The following is a 17,971-nucleotide window of genomic DNA, read 5'->3' on the forward strand; positions in this document are numbered from 1 at the left end:
GACGAGGAGCAGCATGGCACACGAGGACGACCCGCTCGAGCACGAGAGGGCTTCTTGGAAGCCCTCGCCCGGGCTCGCCGTCGCGGTGACCGACCCGGTGCGCAACCCGGAGCTCCCCCCTCACCGCGAGCGGATGACCGACACCGATCCGGCGGCGATGAAGCGCGCCGCCCGGACCGTCTACACCCTGTTCTACCTGTCGATCGCCGGCAGCATCTGGGCCATCGCGGCCTACATGCTGTTCCCGATCGAGAGCGGCCGGGCCGTCGACATCCGCCAGAACAACCTCTTCATCGGCCTCGGCATCACGCTCGCTCTGCTGGCAATCGGCATCGGCGCGATCCACTGGTCGAAGGCGATCATGTCGGACAAGGAGTTCATCGAGCCGCGGCACGCGACTCGTGGCCGCGACACGACGCGCGCCGCCGCCATCCAGGCCTTCTCCGACGCGAACGACGAGTCCGGCTTCGGCCGACGCGTGATGATCCGCAACTCGCTCATCGCGGCCCTCGTCGCATCGGTGGCTCCCGGCATCGTGCTCTTCCGCGGCCTCGCCCCGCAGAGCTCTCCCGAGCACCCGCACGGGGGCGACCCGGTGTACCTCCTCGAGCACACCATGTGGAAAGAGGGCATGCGCCTGGCGCACGACCCCAGCGGGGAGCCGATCCGTGCGGCGGATCTCACCCTCGGCTCCGCGGTGCACGTCATCCCCGAGGAGCTGGCCTCGCTCTCGCACAGCGACGGCTACCTGGAGGAGAAGGCCAAGGCCATCGTCCTGCTCATGCGCCTGCTCCCCGAGGACCTCGTCGAGGACGAGGATCGCAAGGAGTGGTCGTACAACGGCATCGTCGCGTACTCGAAGGTCTGCACGCACGTCGGCTGCCCCGTGGCGCTCTACGAGCAGCAGACGCACCACCTGCTGTGCCCGTGTCACCAGTCGCAGTTCGACGTCACCAACCATGCGCAGGTGATCTTCGGACCGGCTGCCCGCCCGCTGCCGCAGCTGCCCATCACCGTCGACGATGAGGGCTACCTCGTCGCGCGCAGCGACTTCACCGAACCCGTCGGCCCGAGCTTCTGGGAGCGTCATTGAGTACCACTCACCCCACCGAGAACGTCACTCGGGAGCCGGCCGTCTCCACGGTGCCGCCTCCCCCGCGTGACAAGCCGCTGGGCGGACGCTTCATCGGCGCCACCGCCAACTACATCGATGAGCGCACGAGCCTGTCGGGCTTCGTCAAAGAGCTCGGTCGCAAGATCTTCCCCGACCACTGGTCGTTCATGCTGGGCGAGATCGCGCTGTGGGCGTTCGTCGTCGTGCTCCTCTCGGGCACGTTCCTGACGTTCTTCTTCCAGGCGTCGATGGTCGAGACGCACTACGACGGCGCCTACCTCCCCATGCGCGGCATCGAGATGTCGGCCGCCATGGCATCCACGCTCGAGATCTCCTTCGACCTCCGTGGCGGGCTCCTTGTCCGGCAGATCCACCACTGGGCCGCGCTCGTGTTCATCGCCGGCATCGGCGTCCACATGCTCCGCGTGTTCTTCACGGGCGCCTTCCGCAAGCCGCGCGAGCTCAACTGGGTGATCGGCTTCATCCTGTTCATCCTCGCCCTGGGCGAGGGCTTCACCGGCTACTCGCTCCCCGACGACGTGCTGTCCGGCAACGGCCTGCGCATCATCGACGGCATGGTCAAGGGCATCCCCCTGATCGGCACCTGGACCTCGTTCCTGCTCTTCGGCGGCGAGTTCCCGGGCACGGCCATCGTGGGGCGCCTGTACACGCTGCACATCCTGCTGCTCCCCGCCATCCTCGTGGGTCTGCTGGTGGTCCACCTGATGTTGATGGTGATCAACAAGCACACGCAGTTCGCCGGCCCGGCCCGCTCGAACAGCAACGTCGTCGGCTACCCGATGATGCCGGTCTACATGTCGAAGATGGGCGGATTCCTGTTCATCACGTTCGGTGTGATCGTCCTCGTCGCCTCGCTGTTCACGATCAACCCGATCTGGAACTACGGCCCCTACGACCCGTCGCCCGTGTCGGCGGGCACGCAGCCCGACTGGTACATCGGCTTCGCCGACGGCGCCCTGCGCCTGGTGCCGCCCGGCTGGGAGTTCGTGCTGTTCGACCGCACCTGGTCGTTCAACATCCTGGTCCCGCTCGTCGGGCTCGGCCTGTTCATCGTCGTGGTGCTGATCTACCCCTTCATCGAGGCGTGGGTCACCGGAGACAAGCGCGAGCACCACATCGCGCAGCGGCCTCGCAACGCGGCGACGCGCACCGCGATCGGCGCCGCGGGCGTCACGTTCTACGCGGTGCTCTGGGCCGCGGCGGCCTCCGACATCATCGCGACCCACTTCTGGCTCACGATGGAGGGTGTCATCCACACCCTTCAGGCGCTGCTCATCGTGGGTCCGATCGTCGCCTACTTCGTGACCAAGCGCATCTGCCTCGCGCTGCAGAAGAAGGATCGCGAGATCGCTCTGCACGGCTTCGAGTCGGGTCGCATCGTCCGCCTGCCCGGCGGCGAGTACATCGAGGTGCACCAGCCCGTCGACGAGTACGAGCGCTACCGTCTCGTGGACTTCGAGACGTACGAGCCGCTGGTCGTCCGCCCCAACGCCAAGGGACGCATCCCCTGGCACGAGAACCTGCGCGCGTCGATCTCGCGCTGGTTCTTCGAGGACCGCCTCTCCCCCGTCACGCAGAGCGAGCTCGACGCGGCGCTGGCCCACCAGCACCACTCGCTGGAGCACATCGCCTCCGAAGAGCACGCCGAGCTGCAGGGCGCACACGAGCGCGCCGGCGTCCCCGACGCCCCGCACATCCCGATCGACGACGGACACAACTCCGAGACGGCCGTACGCCCCTCGAACGTGATCGTCCCGAATCCGGATCCCGGTACCAAGCCGCCCCGGAACCGCGAGAAGGAGTCCGGCTCCTGAGCCCAGCCCACGGCGGCACCGGATGCCTCGGCACGATCTGAACGGATCGTGCCGAGGCATCCGTCGTCTCACCCGGCGGTCAGGATCAAGCGAGAGAACGGCAGGAATCCGCCGACGGGTGACGCGCCTCCGGGCGGGAGGCCGACCGGGGCCCGCTTAGCCTGAAGACATGACAGACGCACTCTCGTACTTCTCCGCCAAGCTCGAGCTCGAGACCGACGCGTCCGATGTGTACGCGGCGCAGAAGGCCGGTGAGGACTTCGTCCTCGTCGACGTGCGCGGCGAGGAGGCCTGGGCGCAGGGGCGGATCCGTGGGGCGGTGCACATGCCCTACCGGGAGATCGCTGAGCGGGCGTCGGACGAGATCGCGGCCAGGACACCGGTCGTCGTGTACTGCTGGAGCCCGGGCTGCAACGCCGGCGCGAAAGGCGCCCTCGAGTTCGCGCGCCTCGGCTACCGGGTCAAGGAGATGATCGGCGGATACGAGTACTGGGTGCGCGAGGGGCAGCCCGCGGAGAACGACGAGGGCGCGCTGCCCCGCGTCTTCGATCGTCAGGTCATGGTCGTGCGCGCCCCGGTCGCGGGCTGACGACTCAGGCCGACTCCAGGCCTTCCATGAACCTCGCGGCGGCGGCGCCGTAGAAGGAGGTCGAGGGCCGGTGCGCCAGGTCCCCCGTCGGGTTCATGGGCGCCCCCAGGGCCACGTCGCACACCACGACGGTCACGTTGTCGTAGGTGCCCGCTTCGATCGCGAGCGCGACGCACGCGCCCGCTGCGTCCTCCGCGGCGTCGTACGCGACGAGGAGGCGCTCGATGTCGGCCTCGGGCACGTAGTCCGTCAGCCCGTCGCTGCACAGCAGCCACCGATCGCCGATCCTCGGCACGTGAACAGCGACGGTCGCCGCGTCCCGCTCGGCACCGCTGAGGGACGCCGTGATGACGTTGCGCCGCGGGTGGGAGGCCGCCACCTCGGCCGTCATGAGTCCGCTGTCGACGAGGACCTGCACGAGCGAGTCGTCGCGCGTCTGCCGCGACAGCAGGCCGTCTCGAAGAAGATAGGCCCTCGAGTCTCCGGTGTGGGCGAGGAGGAGCTCCTCGGCGTCGGAGAGGAAGATGCCGGTGAAGGTCGTCGCCATGCCGTGCAGGGCCGGATCTCGCTCGACGTGGGCGCGCAGATCCCAGTTGGCCTCGCGGACCCGGACGGCCAGCAGTTCGGGCTCGAGGGGTCCGGGCATTCCTGCTGCGAGGCGGTGGATGAACGCCGCGGAGGCGAGATCGCCGGCCGGCCCGCCGCCGACGCCGTCGGCGACGGCGGCGCCCCACGACGCCGTGAACGCCGCGTCCTGGTTCACCGCGCGATGCGGTCCCACATCCGAGACGGCGGCGCCGCGCAGGGCAACGCGAGGCCCCATCATCGATGGAGCCTCACGCGTGTGAGCCGGAAGGGCACGAAGACGATGCGGACCGCGTCGATCAGCGGGCGAAGTAGCCGCGGTAGTACTCGTACACCCAGCCGACGATCGCGATGACGAAGATCGCGATGCCGATGGGCATGAGCCAGGCGCCGACGGCGAGGCCGATCATGGCGATCGCAGCCGAGAAGGCCAGCACGATCGGCCACCATGACCACGGGCTGAACTCGCCGAGCTCGGGGTCGCCGTCATCGATGTCGGCGGTCAGTCGGTCTTCGGGCAGCTCGCCGCCCTGTGCCTTGTGGACCTTGCCGATGTAGAACGCGATCAGCGCGCCCATGAACGCCGTGAAGAGAAGGGCGACGCTTCCCACCCACTCGATGGACAGAGTCACCGACTCCCAGTAGGACTGGCCGCCGGTGGCGTTCGTGTCCCAATTCGAGAGCAGGTTCCACGCGGTGTAGACCACCGCTACCAGCAGGAAGAATGCGGAGAGCAGCCACCACAGTCCGGTGTTGGTGCGCACTTACTTCACCTCTCCCTCGGCGATGTCGGCAACCGGGGCGTCAGGGGCGTCCTTCGCCGGCCCGACGCCGACGGGGATGCCGGCCTCGGGGTGGTTCAGGTCGAACGCGGGACGCTCGCTGCGGATGCGCGGGATCGACGTGAAGTTGTGACGCGGCGGCGGGCAGGACGTGGCCCACTCGAGCGATGCCCCATAGCCCCACGGGTCGTTGACGGTGACCTTGGGCGCCCGGCGCGCGGTGATCCACACGTTGAACAGGAACGGGATCATCGACGCGCCCAGGATCATGGCGCCGATCGTCGAGACCTGGTTGCCCCACGTGAAGCCGTCCTGATCGGCGTAGTCCGCGTAGCGGCGGACCATTCCGTCGACACCCAGCCAGTGCTGGATGAGGAACGTCATGTGGAAGCCGATGAACAGCATCCAGAAGTGGATGTAGCCCAGGCGCTCGTTGAGCATCTTGCCGGTCCACTTCGGCCACCAGAAGTAGAAGCCGGCGAACATCGCGAACACCACCGTGCCGAAGACGACGTAGTGGAAGTGCGCCACGACGAAGTACGAGTCCGACAGATGGAAGTCCAGCGGCGGCGATGCGAGGATGACGCCGGTCAGACCACCGAAGACGAACGACACGAGGAAGCCGAGGGCGAACACCATCGGCGTCTCGAACGTCACCGAACCGCGCCACATCGTGCCGATCCAGTTGAAGATCTTCACACCCGTGGGCACCGCGATCAGCATCGTCATGAGCGCGAAGAACGGCAGCAGCACCGCTCCGGTCACGTACATGTGGTGGGCCCACACCGCGACCGACAGCGCTGCGATCGCGATCGTCGCGTATACGAGGGTCTTGTATCCGAAGATCGGCTTGCGGCTGAAGACCGGGAAGATCTCCGAGACGATGCCGAAGAACGGCAGCGCGATGATGTACACCTCGGGGTGTCCGAAGAACCAGAACAGGTGCTGCCAGAGGAGCACGCCGCCGTTCGCCGGGTCGTAGATGTGGGCGCCGAGAACGCGATCGGCGGCGGCCGCGAGGATCGCGGCGGCGAGCACCGGGAACGCCATCAGGATCAGGATGCTGGTGACCAGCGTGTTCCAGGAGAAGATCGGCATGCGCCACATGGTCATGCCGGGCGCGCGCATCGTGATGATCGTCGTGATGAAGTTCACCGCGCCGAGGATCGTGCCGAAACCGCTCATGCCCAGACCCAGCATCCACAGGTTACCGCCCGCGCCGGGCGAGAACGAGGCGTTTGCCAGCGGCTGATAGGCGAACCACCCGAACGACGCCGCTCCCTGAGGAGTGAGGAAGCCGGCGACCGCGATCGTCGAGCCGAAGAGGAACAGCCAGAACGCGAACGCGTTCAGCCGCGGGAAGGCGACGTCGGGCGCGCCGATCTGCAGGGGCAGGATCGCGTTGGCGAAGCCCGCGAACAGGGGCGTCGCGAACATCAGCAGCATGATCGTGCCGTGCATCGTGAAGAGCTGGTTGTACTGCTCCTTCGTGGGCACGATCTGCATGCCGGGCTCGAAGAGCTCCGCACGGATGATCAGCGCCATCACGCCTCCGAGGAGGAAGAAGATGACGGACGCGATGAGGTACAGGTAGCCGATCGTCTTGTGGTCGGTGGAGGTGATCCACTTGACGATGATGTTGCCCTTCTGCTCGACGCGCGAGGCGCTGAGCAGTGCGGCCTGACGCGGCGGCAGGGTGGTCGGGCGACCCTGCGTCGTCTCCTGGAGCGGAAGCGTCGTCGCCATGATCAGTTGTCTCCCTCTTCGTCCTCAGGGGTCCCACCCGTGCCCGGCTGGTTCTGCAGACGGTCGTAGGCGTCGTTGATGTCTCCGGTCTGACCGGCGTCGCGGAGGGAGTCGAGGTAGTCCTCGTACTCGGCTTCGCTCACGACCTCGACGTTGAACAGCATCATCGAGTGGTACTCGCCGCACAGCTCGGCGCACTTGCCGGCGTACTCGCCCTCACGCGTCGGAGTGAAGGACCAGTAATTGTCCTTCCCGATGTACATGTCCTTCTTGTAGAGGAAGTCGATGATCCAGAACGAGTGGATGACGTCGCGCGACTGCAGCTTGATCTTGACCGTCTGGTCGACCGGAAGCACGAGTGTGGGCAGCTCGCTCACGATGTCGCCGCGCTCGTCGGTCTGCGCCTGGACGCCCATGGTCCACACGGTGTCGTCGTCGGACTCGGCGTCGTACTGGAAGTCCCACGACCACTGCTTGCCGATCGCCGTGATCTCGACATCCGGCTCGTCGTACTGCGTCTCGAGGATCGTCTGGTCGCGCGCGGTGAAGGCGAAGAAGCCGATCACGAGGATCAGCGGGACGATCGTGTAGAAGATCTCGATCGGCATGTTGTAGCGCAGCTGCACCGGGAGTCCGCGCTGTCCCTTGCGGCGACGGTATGCGATGGCCGCCCAGCCCATGAGACCCCACGTGATGACGCCGACGGCGAGCAGCACGATCCAGGAGTTGACCCACAGTCCCGCGACCATGTCGGTGCGGTTCGTCGTCGGCTGGCCGCTCTCGATGAAGCCGGGGAGGAAGCCGTGCAGCTCGGTCGGGGTGCATCCGGCGAGGACTGCAGCCGTTGCGATCCCGATCGGGAGAACGGCCCAGCGGATACGGCGTTTCGAAGGCACGGTGCACCTTTCCGGATCGCGAACAAGACTCTTGCCAGTCTAGGGCAAGCATCCAGGCGATTCAGGCCATGCGCCCAGGTTGACGCGTGTCCCCGGGAGCGAAAAAGGCGGGCCCGGGCGCCAATCGAGGCGCACCGGGCCCGCCGGAAAACTACCCGGGCGGGCGGAGCTCAGTGGAAGCTGTCGCCGCACGCGCAGCTGCCCGCTGCGTTGGGGTTGTCGATCGTGAAGCCCTGCTCCGAGATCGTGTCCTTGAAGTCGATGCTCGCGCCGTCGAGGTACGGGACGCTCATGTCGTCGACGATGACTTCGACGCCGTCGAAGTCGACCGTCTTGTCGCCCTCGAGCATGCGCTCGTCGAAGTACAGCTGGTAGATCAGGCCGCTGCAGCCTCCGGGCTGCACGGCGACGCGCAGACGCAGATCGTCGCGGCCTTCCTGCGACAGCAGGCTCTTGACCTTCAGCGCGGCGGCATCGGTCAGCAGCACGCCGTGCTCCTGCGCCGCGCCGGTCTGCGGCGCCTGGTCAGTCGTCAGTGCGGTGTCGGTCATGGCACTCCTCCGGACGGGCCGCCGGGGATGGTGGTCCCGAAAGGCGGCGGGATGCCTCGATTGTACGCGCGCCCGCCGGGAGGAGGCTCCGAGGCACCCGGGTTTCGGATCGAATGCCCTGCTCAGGCATCCGACGTGCGAGCGTCCAGCTTCTCCAGCAGCAGCGCCTCCGACAGCACCGCGTTGCGGAAGGTCTCCAGGTGCAGGGACTCGTTGGGGCTGTGAGCCCGCGAGTGGGGATCCTCGACACCCGTCACAAGGATCTGGGCACCGGGGAACTCCCGCACCAGGTCGGCGATGAAGGGAATGGAGCCCCCGACGCCGATGTCGACGGATTCCACCCCGTAACCCTCGTGCAGGGCCTCCCGTGCTGCGGCGACCGCCCAGCCGGAGGTGTTGACGAGGAAGGCGTCGCCGTAGTCCTGGTCCGAGAACTCCAGCTGGGCTCCGAAGGGGGCGTGCGCGCGCAGGTGCGCCTCGATCGCGGCGTAGGCGTCGCGCGCGGGCTGGCCGGGCGCGACGCGCGCACTGATGACGACAGAGACCTCGGGGCTCAGGGTGTTGGAGGCGTTCACGACGCTCGGCGCGTCGATGCCGGTCACCGTGATCGACGGCTTGTTCCAGATGCGGCTGAGGATCGTGCCGCGGCCGACCGGCGTCACACCGTCAGGCAGTCCGGCCTCGTCGCGCAGCGTCTCCTCGCTGTAGGGCGGGGTCTCGGCATCCCGCTCGGTCAGCCCCTCGACCGCCACGGCGCCGTCGTCGTCCCAGAGCGTCGCCAGCAGCCGGACGGTGGCCATCATGGCGTCGGGTACGGCGCCCCCGAACATCCCGGAATGAGAGGCGTGCTCGAGGGTCTTCACACGCAGCGTGAAGCGCGTGTTGCCGCGCAGCGAGACCGTCAGGGCCGGCGTCTTCGCGTCCCAGTTGCCCGAATCGGCGACGACGATCACGTCGGCGCGGAGCGCGTCGGCGTTGTCGGACAGGAACTGTGCGAAGGAGCGCGAACCGGCCTCCTCCTCCCCCTCGAAGAAGAGCGCGACGCCGAGGTCGAAGTCGTCGCCCACAGCCTCCTTCAGCGCGCGAAGGGCGGCGATGTGGGCCATGATGCCCGCCTTGTCGTCCGCCGCGCCGCGTCCGTAGAGCCTTCCCCCGCGCACCGTCGGCTCGAAGGGCGGCGACTCCCACAGCGCCTCGTCACCCACGGGCTGAACATCGTGATGCGCGTACAGCAGGATCGTCGGGCGGCCGTTGCGCGCAGCGCGCGTCGCGAGCACCGCGGGATTGCCCTGCTCGGTCATGCCCGGCACCGCGGCCGTGCGGACCTCGACCGTGTCGAAGAGCCCGGTGTCTCGGACGAGGTCGGCCACGGCGTCGGCGCTGCGCGCCACCTGTCCCGGGTCGAAGCCCGGGAACGCGACGGACGGGATCCGCACCAGCGCACCGAGATCGGCGATGGCGGAAGGGATGCCGGAGGCCGCGGCTTCGCGCACAGCATCCTGTCGGGGCAGCTCAGAGGTCATGCGGGTAATCTTAAGTCCACCCCGTCAACGCATTCCTTCTCAATCCAAGGACCTCCCGTGGCCAAGACACCCGCAGCTCCCGCCTCGAACGAGGCCCCCTCCGAGGGAACCGTTCTGAACGGCGCACCCGTCGGTGCCACACCCAAGGGCCGGCCCACCCCCAAGCGCTCCGAGCAGGAGGCCGCGCGCAAGCGCCCCCTCGTGCCCGACACGAAGGAGGCGAAGGCCCGCGCCCGCGCCGACCTGGCCGCGCAGCGCGAGAAGGCGCGCCTCGGCATGGCTGCGGGCGATCCCCGCTATCTGCCCGCCCGCGATCAGGGCGCGCAGCGGAAGTTCGTGCGCGACTGGGTCGACGGGGGCTGGCACCTCGGCGAGGCGGTCATGCCCGCCATGGTGCTGGTGATCCTCGCGACGTTCATTCCTGCCCCGGCCGTGCAGTACTACGCGTTCATCGGCCTCTGGATCTTCATCCTCTTCGTCGTCGGCGACATGATCATCACCTCGATCACGGTCAAGCGCAAGGTCAAGGAGAAGTTCGGAGCCGACAAGCTCGAGAAGGGTCTCGGCTGGTACGGGGCGATGCGCATGGTCCAGATGCGGTTCCTTCGCCTTCCGAAGCCACAGGTCAAGCGCGGCCACAAGCCCGCCTGACCCGCCTCCGCTCAGCGGGGCAGCGCCGCCAGACCGCGGTTGATCTGCCTCGCCCACAGCGGGCCTCGGTAGAGGAACGCGGTGTATCCCTGCACCAGGGTGGCGCCGGCATTCAGCCGCTCCTGCACATCGGTCGCCGTCTCGATGCCGCCCACCGAGATCACGCAGAAGTCGGCGGGCACCGCCTGTTTCACCAGTCGCAGCACAGCCAGTGAGCGCTCTCTCAGCGGTGCGCCGGACAGACCGCCCTCCCCCGCCGCGGCGACCGTGGCCGGGTCGGTCGTAAGTTCGGCGCGGGAGATCGTCGTGTTCGTGGCGATGAGCCCCGCCAGACCCAGATCGACGGCGAGGCGTGCGACCGCCGTCACCTCCTCGTCGGGAAGGTCGGGGGCGATCTTGACGAGGAGCGGCGTCGATCCCGCCGCGTCGCGCACCTCGGTGAGCAGCGGACGCAGAGTCTCCACCGCCTGCAGTCCGCGCAGTCCCGGCGTGTTGGGCGAAGACACGTTGACGACGAGGTAGTCGGCGAGCGGGGCGAGCAGCGACGCGCTGCGCACGTAGTCGGCGGTCGCCGCCGACACGTCGACCACGCGGCTCTTGCCGATGTTCACGCCGAGCACCGCGCGTCGCGACCGGCGGCGGAGCCTCCGGAGCCGGACGGCCGCGGCCTCGGCTCCGTGGTTGTTGAATCCCATGCGATTCACCACGGCACGATCCGGGACCAGACGGAAGAGCCGCGGACGGGGATTGCCCGCCTGCGGAATCGCCGTCACCGTTCCGACCTCGACGTGGCCGAAACCGAGCGCGTACAGACCGAGCGCACCCTTCACGTCCTTGTCGAAGCCGGCGGCGACGCCGAAGGGCGATTCGAACCGCAGACCCAGCGCGGTAGTGGTCAGGCGCGGGTCCGGGCGGGTGAGCGCACGCGCTGCCCAGGAGAAGGGCGGGGCCCCCAGCACGCGGATCACCGCCATCGCCGCATGATGCGCGGTCTCGGGATCGAGGCGTGAGAGAACCGTGCGAAAGAGGAGGGGATACATCGCCTCCAGGCTATCCGGTCGCCCGGGTGCGCCCGGTTCGTCGGACCCGGTCGGGACCGGCCGTCAGTCGCCCGTCTGGCCCGACATCTCCCGCTCGGCCCGTGCGGCGCCGTGATCCACCCGCAGCTGCTCGATGGCCGCCTCGAAGTCCTCGAGCGAGTCGAAGGCCTGGTAGACGCTCGCGAAGCGGAGATAGGCCACCTCGTCGAGTTCCCGCAGCGGCCCGAGGATCGCGAGCCCGATCTCGTTCGCGTCCAGCTGCGACGCTCCGGTCTGCCGGATGCTCTCCTCCACGGTCTGCGCGAGCACGGCCAGATCGGCCTCGGTCACGGGCCGCCCCTGGCATGCCTTGCGCACGCCCGACATGACCTTCTCCCTGCTGAACGGCTCGATCACCCCGGATCGCTTGATGACGTTCAGGCTGGCGGTCTCGACCGTGGTGAAGCGGCCACCGCACTGGGGGCACTGACGACGGCGACGGATGCTGAGACCGTCGTCGCTGGTGCGCGAATCGATCACACGCGAATCAGCGTGGCGGCAGAACGGGCAGTGCATAGCAGAGACAGCCTAACCGCGAACGCCCGTCAGGACTCGAAACGGACCGTGATCGCATCACCGTGCGCGGGAAGGGCCTCAGCCTCCGCGAGCGTCACGATGGCCTCGCGCACGACGGCAAGGGCGGCGCGGTCGTACTCGATCACCTGCTGCGGGCGGAGGAACGTCGCGGCCGACAGCCCGGCGGAGTAGCGGGCCTGGCCCCCGGTCGGCAGAACATGGTTGCTGCCCGCCAGGTAGTCGCCGAGGCTCACCGGGGAGGACTCCCCCACGAAGACGGCGCCGGCGTGCACGAAGTCCTCGGCACGCGGCTCGGCGAGGTGCAGCTCGAGGTGCTCGGGGGCGTAGGCGTTGCTGAAGGCGGTGGCGGCCTCGAGGTCGTCGACGAGGACGATGGCGGACTGCGGTCCGCGCAGTGCTGCCGCGACCCGCTCGGCGTGGTGGGTCGCCGCGACGCGTGGCCCGAGTGCGTCGGCCACCGCCTCGGCGAGGGTCTCGGATGCGGTCACGAGGACCGCCGAGGCCTGCTCGTCGTGCTCGGCCTGGCTGATCAGGTCGGCGGCGACCAGGCGAGGGTCGGCGGTGTCGTCAGCGACGATGAGGATCTCTGTGGCGCCCGCCTCGGCATCCGTCCCCACCACCCCGGCGACCGCGCGCTTGGCGGCCGCGACGAAGTTGTTGCCGGGACCGGTGACGACGTCCACCGGGTCGAGGCCGAGTCCCGCCACTCCATGCGCCAGAGCGCCGATCGCACCCGCCCCGCCCATCGCATAGACCTCGGAGACGCCGAGGAGTTTCGCGGCGCCGAGGATGACAGGGTGGACGCGCCCGCCGAACTCCCGCTGCGCCGGTGACGCGAGGGCGATCTCGGCGACGCCCGCGACCTGTGCCGGCACGACGTTCATGACGACGCTCGAGGGGTACACCGCCTTGCCGCCGGGGACGTACAGACCCACCCGGCGGACCGGCTGCCAGCGCTGAATCACACGGGCGCCGGGGCCGAGCTCGGTGACCGAGGGCGCAGGGACCTGCGCCGCGGACGCGCGGCGCACGCGGGCGATCGCCTCTTCGAGGGCCGCCCGGACGGCGGGTTCGAGCGCGCCCAGCGCCTCGTCGAGGTGGCTGGTGGGAACGCGCACGTCGTGCCCGGTGACGCCGTCGAACTGCTCGGCCTGCTCGCGCAGCGCGGTCTCGCCTCGAGCGGCGACGTCCTGGACGATCCGGGCAGCGGTGGAGAGTGCCTCTTCCCGGGCCGCCCCGGCGCGCGGGACGACGGCGAGGAGTTCGGCTGGCGAGAGCGCGCGGCCGCGCAGATCGATCGTCCGGAGCATCCTTCTACGGTACCGCGCCGCTCGTGCCGGCTAGCCTCGCGTGACGCCCGTGGTGTCGTGCAGGTAGCCGATGCGGCCGTCCTCGTGACGCACCACGAAGACCTCGCCGCGGTCCTCGATGACGAGGGCCCACGCGGTCGGGCCGATGCGGAACACCGGGATCCCGATCTCGTCGACCACGTCGCGTTCCTCGGGTACGAGCGCCCAGAACGCCTGCTGACGGGGCGCGGCCGCCGCTGCGGGCTCGGCAGTCGGGGCCGAGGTGTCGACCGGCTCGAACGACTCGCGCGCTTGAGCCGGCGCCGCTGACTCGGCCGCCTCGGTGTCGGCGACCGTATCGGTGGCCTGGTCGTTGCTGACCGGGTACGCGGTGGTCTCAGGGTACGCCGTGGTCTCGGGGTACGCGGTGGTCTCCGCGGTTCGCGTCGGCTCCGCCTGAGCCGTGGCGGCGGGAGCCGGCGCCGCGGTCGGGGCGTCGTGATCGGCGGCGCCGCCATACGCGGCCCCCTCGGTCGCTGCCTCGGCGCGCGGAGCAGGCGCGGGACGCGCCGTGACCGGGCGGACCGGCCGTGCGTTGCGGTGGGCCACGATCTCGGGCCGGCCGCGGAAGTCCTGCGCGAAGGGGGCGATGAAGGGTGCGAAGACCGTCAGCAGCACGCCGGCGAGGAGGAGGAAGAACTCGACCCACACGACCCACGTGGCGACGAAGACGCGCTGATTGGCGAGCGTGATGAACGAGTTCCAGATCATCGTGAGCCAGAGCAGGGTCGCCACGGAGAACGCGACGGATGCGAACTGATCGATGCCGAGCGAGCCGACGCGGCGGATGCCCTGGGGCGAGAGCCGGCGCAGCACGATGAGGAACACCGCGACCGTCGGCAGCCCGATCGTGAGCACCCAGTCGATGCCGTTGCTCCACACCGAGGGGCCGACACCGATCGCACCCGCGATCGGGAAGAACGAGATCACGAAGGCGACGAGCCAGGTGCCGATCAGCGCCACCTCGCGAATCGAGAACGGCCCGACGCCGTACTGCTCATCGGCGGCGTCCGCCCCGGATGCGGTGTGCTCTTCGCGCTGGTCCTCGCGCTTGTCGTCGGTCACGATCATCCCTTCCGGCGGGCGTCCGAGGCCCGCGCCGTCCTGATCCTACTCACGCCGCATGAGACGTCGATGAGACTCGACGCCTCGGACGGCAGTCTTGAAATCGGCTGCTTCGGCCGTCTCACCCTAGGCACTGCGGGCCCAACAGGCCCTTCAGCTCGCCGTAGAGGTCGGGGGTGATGCGCACCGTGTGCGGCACCTCGAAGACCTTCGCGACGGCGCCGCTGTGGAGCTTCATCGTGATCTCGGTGTCGCCTCGATGCCGCTCGAGCATCTGCAGCAGCTCGCCGATCACGGCCTCGTTGGCACGCCTCTCCGGCATCACGAGCACCAGCGCCCCCGACTCGTCCATCGAGCCGAGATCGGGGCTGAAGGCCGACTGCGCGTGCAGGTTCATGCCGTCGTCGCGGCGCGAGACGCGTCCGCGCACGACGAGGATCGAGTCGGCCACCAGCATCGGAGCGAATTCGGTGTACGTCTTGCCCATGAACATCACGGTGATCTCACCGTCGAAGTCCTCCACGGTGATCATGCCGTAGGGGTTGCCGCTCTGCTTGGCGACGCGGTGCTGGACGCTCGTGACCAGCCCTGCGACCGTCACCTGATCGCCGTCGCCGACGTCCTCGGACGCCAGCAGGTCGTGGATGCTCGTCGACGCATGCTTGGCGAGCGGGATCTCGAGGCCGGCGAGCGGATGATCGGAGACGTAGAGACCGAGCATCTCGCGTTCGAACGCGAGCTTGTCCTTCTTGTTCCATTCCGGCCGAGGCGGCACCTTGGGTGGAGCGACCTCTTCGACGGCGTCGTACAGACTGTCGAAGTCGAAGCCGATGGCTCCCTGCGCCTCATTGCGCTTGCGATCGACGGCGGCCTCGGTGGCGTCCTCGTGCACCTCCATGAGTGCTCGGCGGGTGTCGCCCATCGAGTCGAACGCGCCCGCCTTGATGAGGGATTCGATGGTCCGCTTGTTCGTGACGTGCATCGGAGCCTTGGTCAGGAAGTCGTGGAACGAGGTGAACGCCGCGTCCTTCCGAGCCTGCACGATCCCGTCGACCACGTTCGCACCGACGTTCCGCACCGCCCCCAGCCCGAAGCGGATGTCCTCCCCGACGGCCGCGAAGTAGCGGATGGATTCGCCCACGTCGGGCGGCAGCACCTTGATTCCCATGCGCCGGCACTCGTTGAGGTAGACGGCCATCTTGTCTTTGGAATCTCCCACGCTCGTCAGCAGGGCAGCCATGTACTCGGCCGGGAAATGGGCCTTGAGGTACGCCGTCCAGTACGACACGAGGCCGTACGCGGCCGAGTGCGCCTTGTTGAAGGCGTAGTCCGAGAACGGCAGCAGGATGTCCCACAGTGATTTGATCGCCGCGTCGCCGAACCCGCGCTCCTTCATTCCTCCGGAGAAGCCCTCGTACTGCTTGTCGAGCTCGGACTTCTTCTTCTTTCCCATCGCGCGCCGCAGGATGTCTGCCTGACCGAGGCTGAAGCCTGCGACCCGCTGCGCGATCGCCATGACCTGCTCCTGATAGATGATCAGGCCGTAGCTGGTGTCGAGGATGTCCTTCAGCGGCTCCCCGAGCTCGGGGTGGATCGGCGTGATGTCCTGCTGGCCGTTCTTGCGGAGCGCGTAGTTGATGTGCGAGTTGGCGCCCATCGGGCCCGGCCGGTACAGCGCGATGACGGCCGAGATGTCTTCGAAGTTGTCGGGCTTCAACAGGCGCAGGAGGGACCGCATCGGCCCGCCGTCGAGCTGGAAGACGCCGAGTGTGTCGCCGCGCGCCAGGAGGTCGTACGCGGCGCGGTCGTCGAGCTCGAGGTGCTCGAGATCGAGCTCCTGGCCCTTGTTCATCCGGATGTTGTCGAGGGCATCCGAGATGATCGTGAGGTTGCGCAGCCCCAGGAAGTCCATCTTGATCAGCCCGAGCGTCTCGCACGACGGATAGTCGAACTGCGTGACGATCTGGCCGTCCTGCTCGCGGCGCATGATCGGGATGATGTCGAGCAGCGGCTCGCTCGACATGATCACGCCGGCGGCGTGCACGCCCCACTGACGCTTGAGGCCCTCCAGACCGAGCGCTCGGTCGAAGACCGTCTTGGCCTCGGGGTCGGTCTCGATCAGGGCACGGAACTCGCTGGCTTCCTTGAATCGCGGATGCTGCGCGTCGAACATGCCGCTGAGCGGCATGTCTTTGCCCATGACCGCGGGAGGCATGGCCTTGGTCAGCCGCTCCCCCATGCTGAACGGGAAGCCCAGGACGCGTCCGGCGTCCTTGAGCGCCTGCTTCGACTTGATCGTGCCGTAGGTGACGATCTGGGCGACCCTCTCGGAGCCGTACTTCTCGGTGACGTAGTCGATCACCTCGCCGCGGCGCCGGTCGTCGAAGTCCACGTCGAAGTCGGGCATCGAGACGCGATCGGGGTTGAGGAAGCGCTCGAAGATGAGCCCGTGCTCGAGCGGGTCGAGATCGGTGATCCGCATGGCGTAGGCGACCATCGAGCCGGCGCCCGAGCCGCGGCCGGGGCCGACGCGGATGCCGTTGTTCTTCGCCCAGTTGATGAAGTCGGCGACGACGAGGAAGTAGCCGGGGAAACCCCCATCTGAAGGATGATGCCCGTCTCGTACTCGGCCTGCTTCCGCACCCTGTCGGGAATGCCGTCGGGGTACCGGTAGTGCAGCCCCGCCTCGACCTCCTTGACCAGCCAGCTGTCTTCGGTCTCGCCCTCGGGGACGGGGAAGCGCGGCATGTAGTTCGCGCTCGTGTTGAACTCGACCTCGCACCGCTCGGCGATCAGGAGGGTGTTGTCGCACGCTTCCGGGTGATCGCGGAAGATCTGCCGCATCTCCTGCGCGGTCTTGATGTAGTAGCCGTCGCCGTCGAACTTGAAGCGGTTCGGGTCGTCGAGCGTGGACCCCGATTGCACGCAGAGAAGGGCGGCGTGCGCGTCGGCCTCGTGCTGGTGCGTGTAATGCGAGTCGTTCGTCGCGACGAGCGGGATGTCGAGGTCTTTCGCCAGGCGCAGCAGGTCGGTCATGACCCGGCGCTCGATCGAGAGCCCGTGGTCCATGATCTCGGCGAAGTAGTTCTCCTTGCCGAAGATGTCTCGGAAGTCCGCGGCCGCCGCGCGGGCGGCGTCGTACTGACCGAGGCGCAGACGTGTCTGCACTTCGCCGGAAGGGCATCCGGTCGTCGCGATGAGCCCCTTGCCGTACGTCTCGAGCAGCTCCCGATCCATCCGGGGCTTGAAGTAGTAGCCCTCCATGCTCGACAGCGAACTGAGCCGGAAGAGGTTGTGCATGCCCTCCGTGCTCTGACTCCACATCGTCGTGTGGGTGTACGCGCCGGAGCCCGACACGTCGTCGCTCTTCTGCTCAGGGCTGCCCCACGCGACGCGGGACTTGTCGCTGCGGTGGGTGCCGGGGGTCACGTACGCCTCGAGGCCGATGATCGGCTTCACCCCCGCCGCTTTGGCGGCGTTGTAGAACTCGAACGCGGCGAAGGTGTTGCCGTGATCGGTCACGGCGATCGCGGGCATGCCGTAGTCGGCTGCGGCCTGCGTCATCGCGCCGATCTTGGCGGCGCCGTCGAGCATCGAGTACTCGCTGTGCACGTGCAGGTGAACGAAGGAGTCGGATGCCACGGATCGAGTCTACGAACCTGTTCCGAC

The 17,971-nt window shown here is 68.3% G+C and carries 14 protein-coding genes and 1 pseudogene; 4 read left to right on the forward strand and 11 right to left on the reverse strand.

Annotation, left to right across the window (positions count from 1 at the left end; all coding sequences use genetic code 11):
• Positions 1 to 13: 13 nt before the first annotated feature.
• The 3 genes from WYM_RS02955 to WYM_RS02965 all read left to right on the forward strand — a co-directional run bounded on the left by WYM_RS02955 (position 14) and on the right by WYM_RS02965 (position 3,538).
• Positions 14 to 1,093 (forward strand): ubiquinol-cytochrome c reductase iron-sulfur subunit, encoded by a 1,080-nt coding sequence (locus WYM_RS02955; RefSeq protein ID WP_019179336.1) that lies wholly within the window; start codon positions 14 to 16, stop codon positions 1,091 to 1,093.
• Positions 1,094 to 1,143: 50 nt separating this feature from the next.
• Entirely contained in the window at positions 1,144 to 2,949 is a 1,806-nt protein-coding gene (locus WYM_RS02960; protein WP_019179337.1) for a cytochrome b, read from the forward strand.
• Between the two features lie 169 nt (positions 2,950 to 3,118).
• Positions 3,119 to 3,538 (forward strand): rhodanese-like domain-containing protein, encoded by a 420-nt coding sequence (locus tag WYM_RS02965; RefSeq protein WP_019179338.1) that lies wholly within the window; start codon positions 3,119 to 3,121, stop codon positions 3,536 to 3,538.
• Positions 3,539 to 3,542: 4 nt separating this feature from the next.
• On the opposite strand, the gene WYM_RS02970 is transcribed toward WYM_RS02965, so the two are convergent.
• The 6 genes from WYM_RS02970 to WYM_RS02995 form a co-directional block, all read right to left on the reverse strand.
• Entirely contained in the window at positions 3,543 to 4,364 is an 822-nt protein-coding gene (locus tag WYM_RS02970; RefSeq protein WP_237739282.1) for a PP2C family protein-serine/threonine phosphatase, read from the reverse strand.
• Positions 4,365 to 4,422: 58 nt separating this feature from the next.
• Positions 4,423 to 4,887 (reverse strand): cytochrome c oxidase subunit 4, encoded by a 465-nt coding sequence (locus tag WYM_RS02975; protein WP_019179340.1) that lies wholly within the window; start codon positions 4,885 to 4,887, stop codon positions 4,423 to 4,425.
• Positions 4,888 to 6,651 carry a cytochrome c oxidase subunit I gene (gene ctaD / locus WYM_RS02980; RefSeq protein WP_019179341.1) on the reverse strand — a complete coding sequence of 588 codons (1,764 nt, stop codon included), beginning with the start codon at positions 6,649 to 6,651 and terminating at the stop codon, positions 4,888 to 4,890.
• A 2-nt stretch (positions 6,652 to 6,653) separates the two neighbouring features.
• Positions 6,654 to 7,547, reverse strand: a complete 894-nt coding sequence (gene coxB / locus WYM_RS02985; protein WP_019179342.1) for a cytochrome c oxidase subunit II — start codon at positions 7,545 to 7,547, stop codon at positions 6,654 to 6,656.
• A 170-nt stretch (positions 7,548 to 7,717) separates the two neighbouring features.
• Positions 7,718 to 8,098, reverse strand: a complete 381-nt coding sequence (gene erpA, locus WYM_RS02990) for an iron-sulfur cluster insertion protein ErpA (protein WP_019179343.1) — start codon at positions 8,096 to 8,098, stop codon at positions 7,718 to 7,720.
• A gap of 122 nt (positions 8,099 to 8,220) precedes the next feature.
• The gene (locus WYM_RS02995) at positions 8,221 to 9,621 is read right to left on the reverse strand and encodes a dipeptidase (RefSeq protein WP_019179344.1); all 1,401 of its coding nucleotides are present in this window, start codon (positions 9,619 to 9,621) and stop codon (positions 8,221 to 8,223) included.
• Between the two features lie 57 nt (positions 9,622 to 9,678).
• Between WYM_RS02995 and WYM_RS03000 the strand changes: the two genes are divergently transcribed.
• Positions 9,679 to 10,272 carry a DUF3043 domain-containing protein gene (locus WYM_RS03000; RefSeq protein ID WP_019179345.1) on the forward strand — a complete coding sequence of 198 codons (594 nt, stop codon included), beginning with the start codon at positions 9,679 to 9,681 and terminating at the stop codon, positions 10,270 to 10,272.
• An 11-nt stretch (positions 10,273 to 10,283) separates the two neighbouring features.
• On the opposite strand, the gene WYM_RS03005 is transcribed toward WYM_RS03000, so the two are convergent.
• The 5 genes and pseudogenes from WYM_RS03005 to dnaE form a co-directional block, all read right to left on the reverse strand.
• Positions 10,284 to 11,312 (reverse strand): quinone-dependent dihydroorotate dehydrogenase, encoded by a 1,029-nt coding sequence (locus WYM_RS03005; protein WP_019179346.1) that lies wholly within the window; start codon positions 11,310 to 11,312, stop codon positions 10,284 to 10,286.
• Positions 11,313 to 11,375: 63 nt separating this feature from the next.
• Positions 11,376 to 11,867, reverse strand: a complete 492-nt coding sequence (gene nrdR / locus WYM_RS03010) for a transcriptional regulator NrdR (protein WP_026059500.1) — start codon at positions 11,865 to 11,867, stop codon at positions 11,376 to 11,378.
• Positions 11,868 to 11,896: 29 nt separating this feature from the next.
• Positions 11,897 to 13,198, reverse strand: coding sequence for a histidinol dehydrogenase (gene hisD, locus WYM_RS03015; protein ID WP_019179348.1), 1,302 nt, complete (start codon positions 13,196 to 13,198; stop codon positions 11,897 to 11,899).
• A gap of 30 nt (positions 13,199 to 13,228) precedes the next feature.
• The gene (locus WYM_RS03020; protein WP_019179349.1) at positions 13,229 to 14,308 is read right to left on the reverse strand and encodes a hypothetical protein; all 1,080 of its coding nucleotides are present in this window, start codon (positions 14,306 to 14,308) and stop codon (positions 13,229 to 13,231) included.
• 115 nt (positions 14,309 to 14,423) lie between these two features.
• Positions 14,424 to 17,896, reverse strand: a pseudogene (gene dnaE / locus WYM_RS19040) (DNA polymerase III subunit alpha).
• Positions 17,897 to 17,971 lie beyond the last annotated feature (75 nt).

The sequence above is a fragment of the Microbacterium yannicii PS01 genome (genome assembly GCF_000304335.1).
GTDB lineage: Bacteria > Actinomycetota > Actinomycetes > Actinomycetales > Microbacteriaceae > Microbacterium > Microbacterium yannicii_A.

What these genes read in the sequence shown, in the direction of transcription:
- WYM_RS02965 (WP_019179338.1), top strand. Translation starts at nt 3,119, where the DNA reads ATGACAGACGCACTCTCGTACTTCTCCGCCAAGCTCGAGCTCGAGACC.
- nrdR (WP_026059500.1), bottom strand. Translation starts at nt 11,867, where the DNA reads ATGCACTGCCCGTTCTGCCGCCACGCTGATTCGCGTGTGATCGATTCG.
- WYM_RS02970 (WP_237739282.1), bottom strand. Translation starts at nt 4,364, where the DNA reads ATGATGGGGCCTCGCGTTGCCCTGCGCGGCGCCGCCGTCTCGGATGTG.
- ctaD (WP_019179341.1), bottom strand. Translation starts at nt 6,651, where the DNA reads ATGGCGACGACGCTTCCGCTCCAGGAGACGACGCAGGGTCGCCCGACC.
- WYM_RS03020 (WP_019179349.1), bottom strand. Translation starts at nt 14,308, where the DNA reads ATGATCGTGACCGACGACAAGCGCGAGGACCAGCGCGAAGAGCACACC.
- erpA (WP_019179343.1), bottom strand. Translation starts at nt 8,098, where the DNA reads ATGACCGACACCGCACTGACGACTGACCAGGCGCCGCAGACCGGCGCG.
- hisD (WP_019179348.1), bottom strand. Translation starts at nt 13,198, where the DNA reads ATGCTCCGGACGATCGATCTGCGCGGCCGCGCGCTCTCGCCAGCCGAA.
- WYM_RS02995 (WP_019179344.1), bottom strand. Translation starts at nt 9,621, where the DNA reads ATGACCTCTGAGCTGCCCCGACAGGATGCTGTGCGCGAAGCCGCGGCC.
- WYM_RS03005 (WP_019179346.1), bottom strand. Translation starts at nt 11,312, where the DNA reads ATGTATCCCCTCCTCTTTCGCACGGTTCTCTCACGCCTCGATCCCGAG.
- WYM_RS02955 (WP_019179336.1), top strand. Translation starts at nt 14, where the DNA reads ATGGCACACGAGGACGACCCGCTCGAGCACGAGAGGGCTTCTTGGAAG.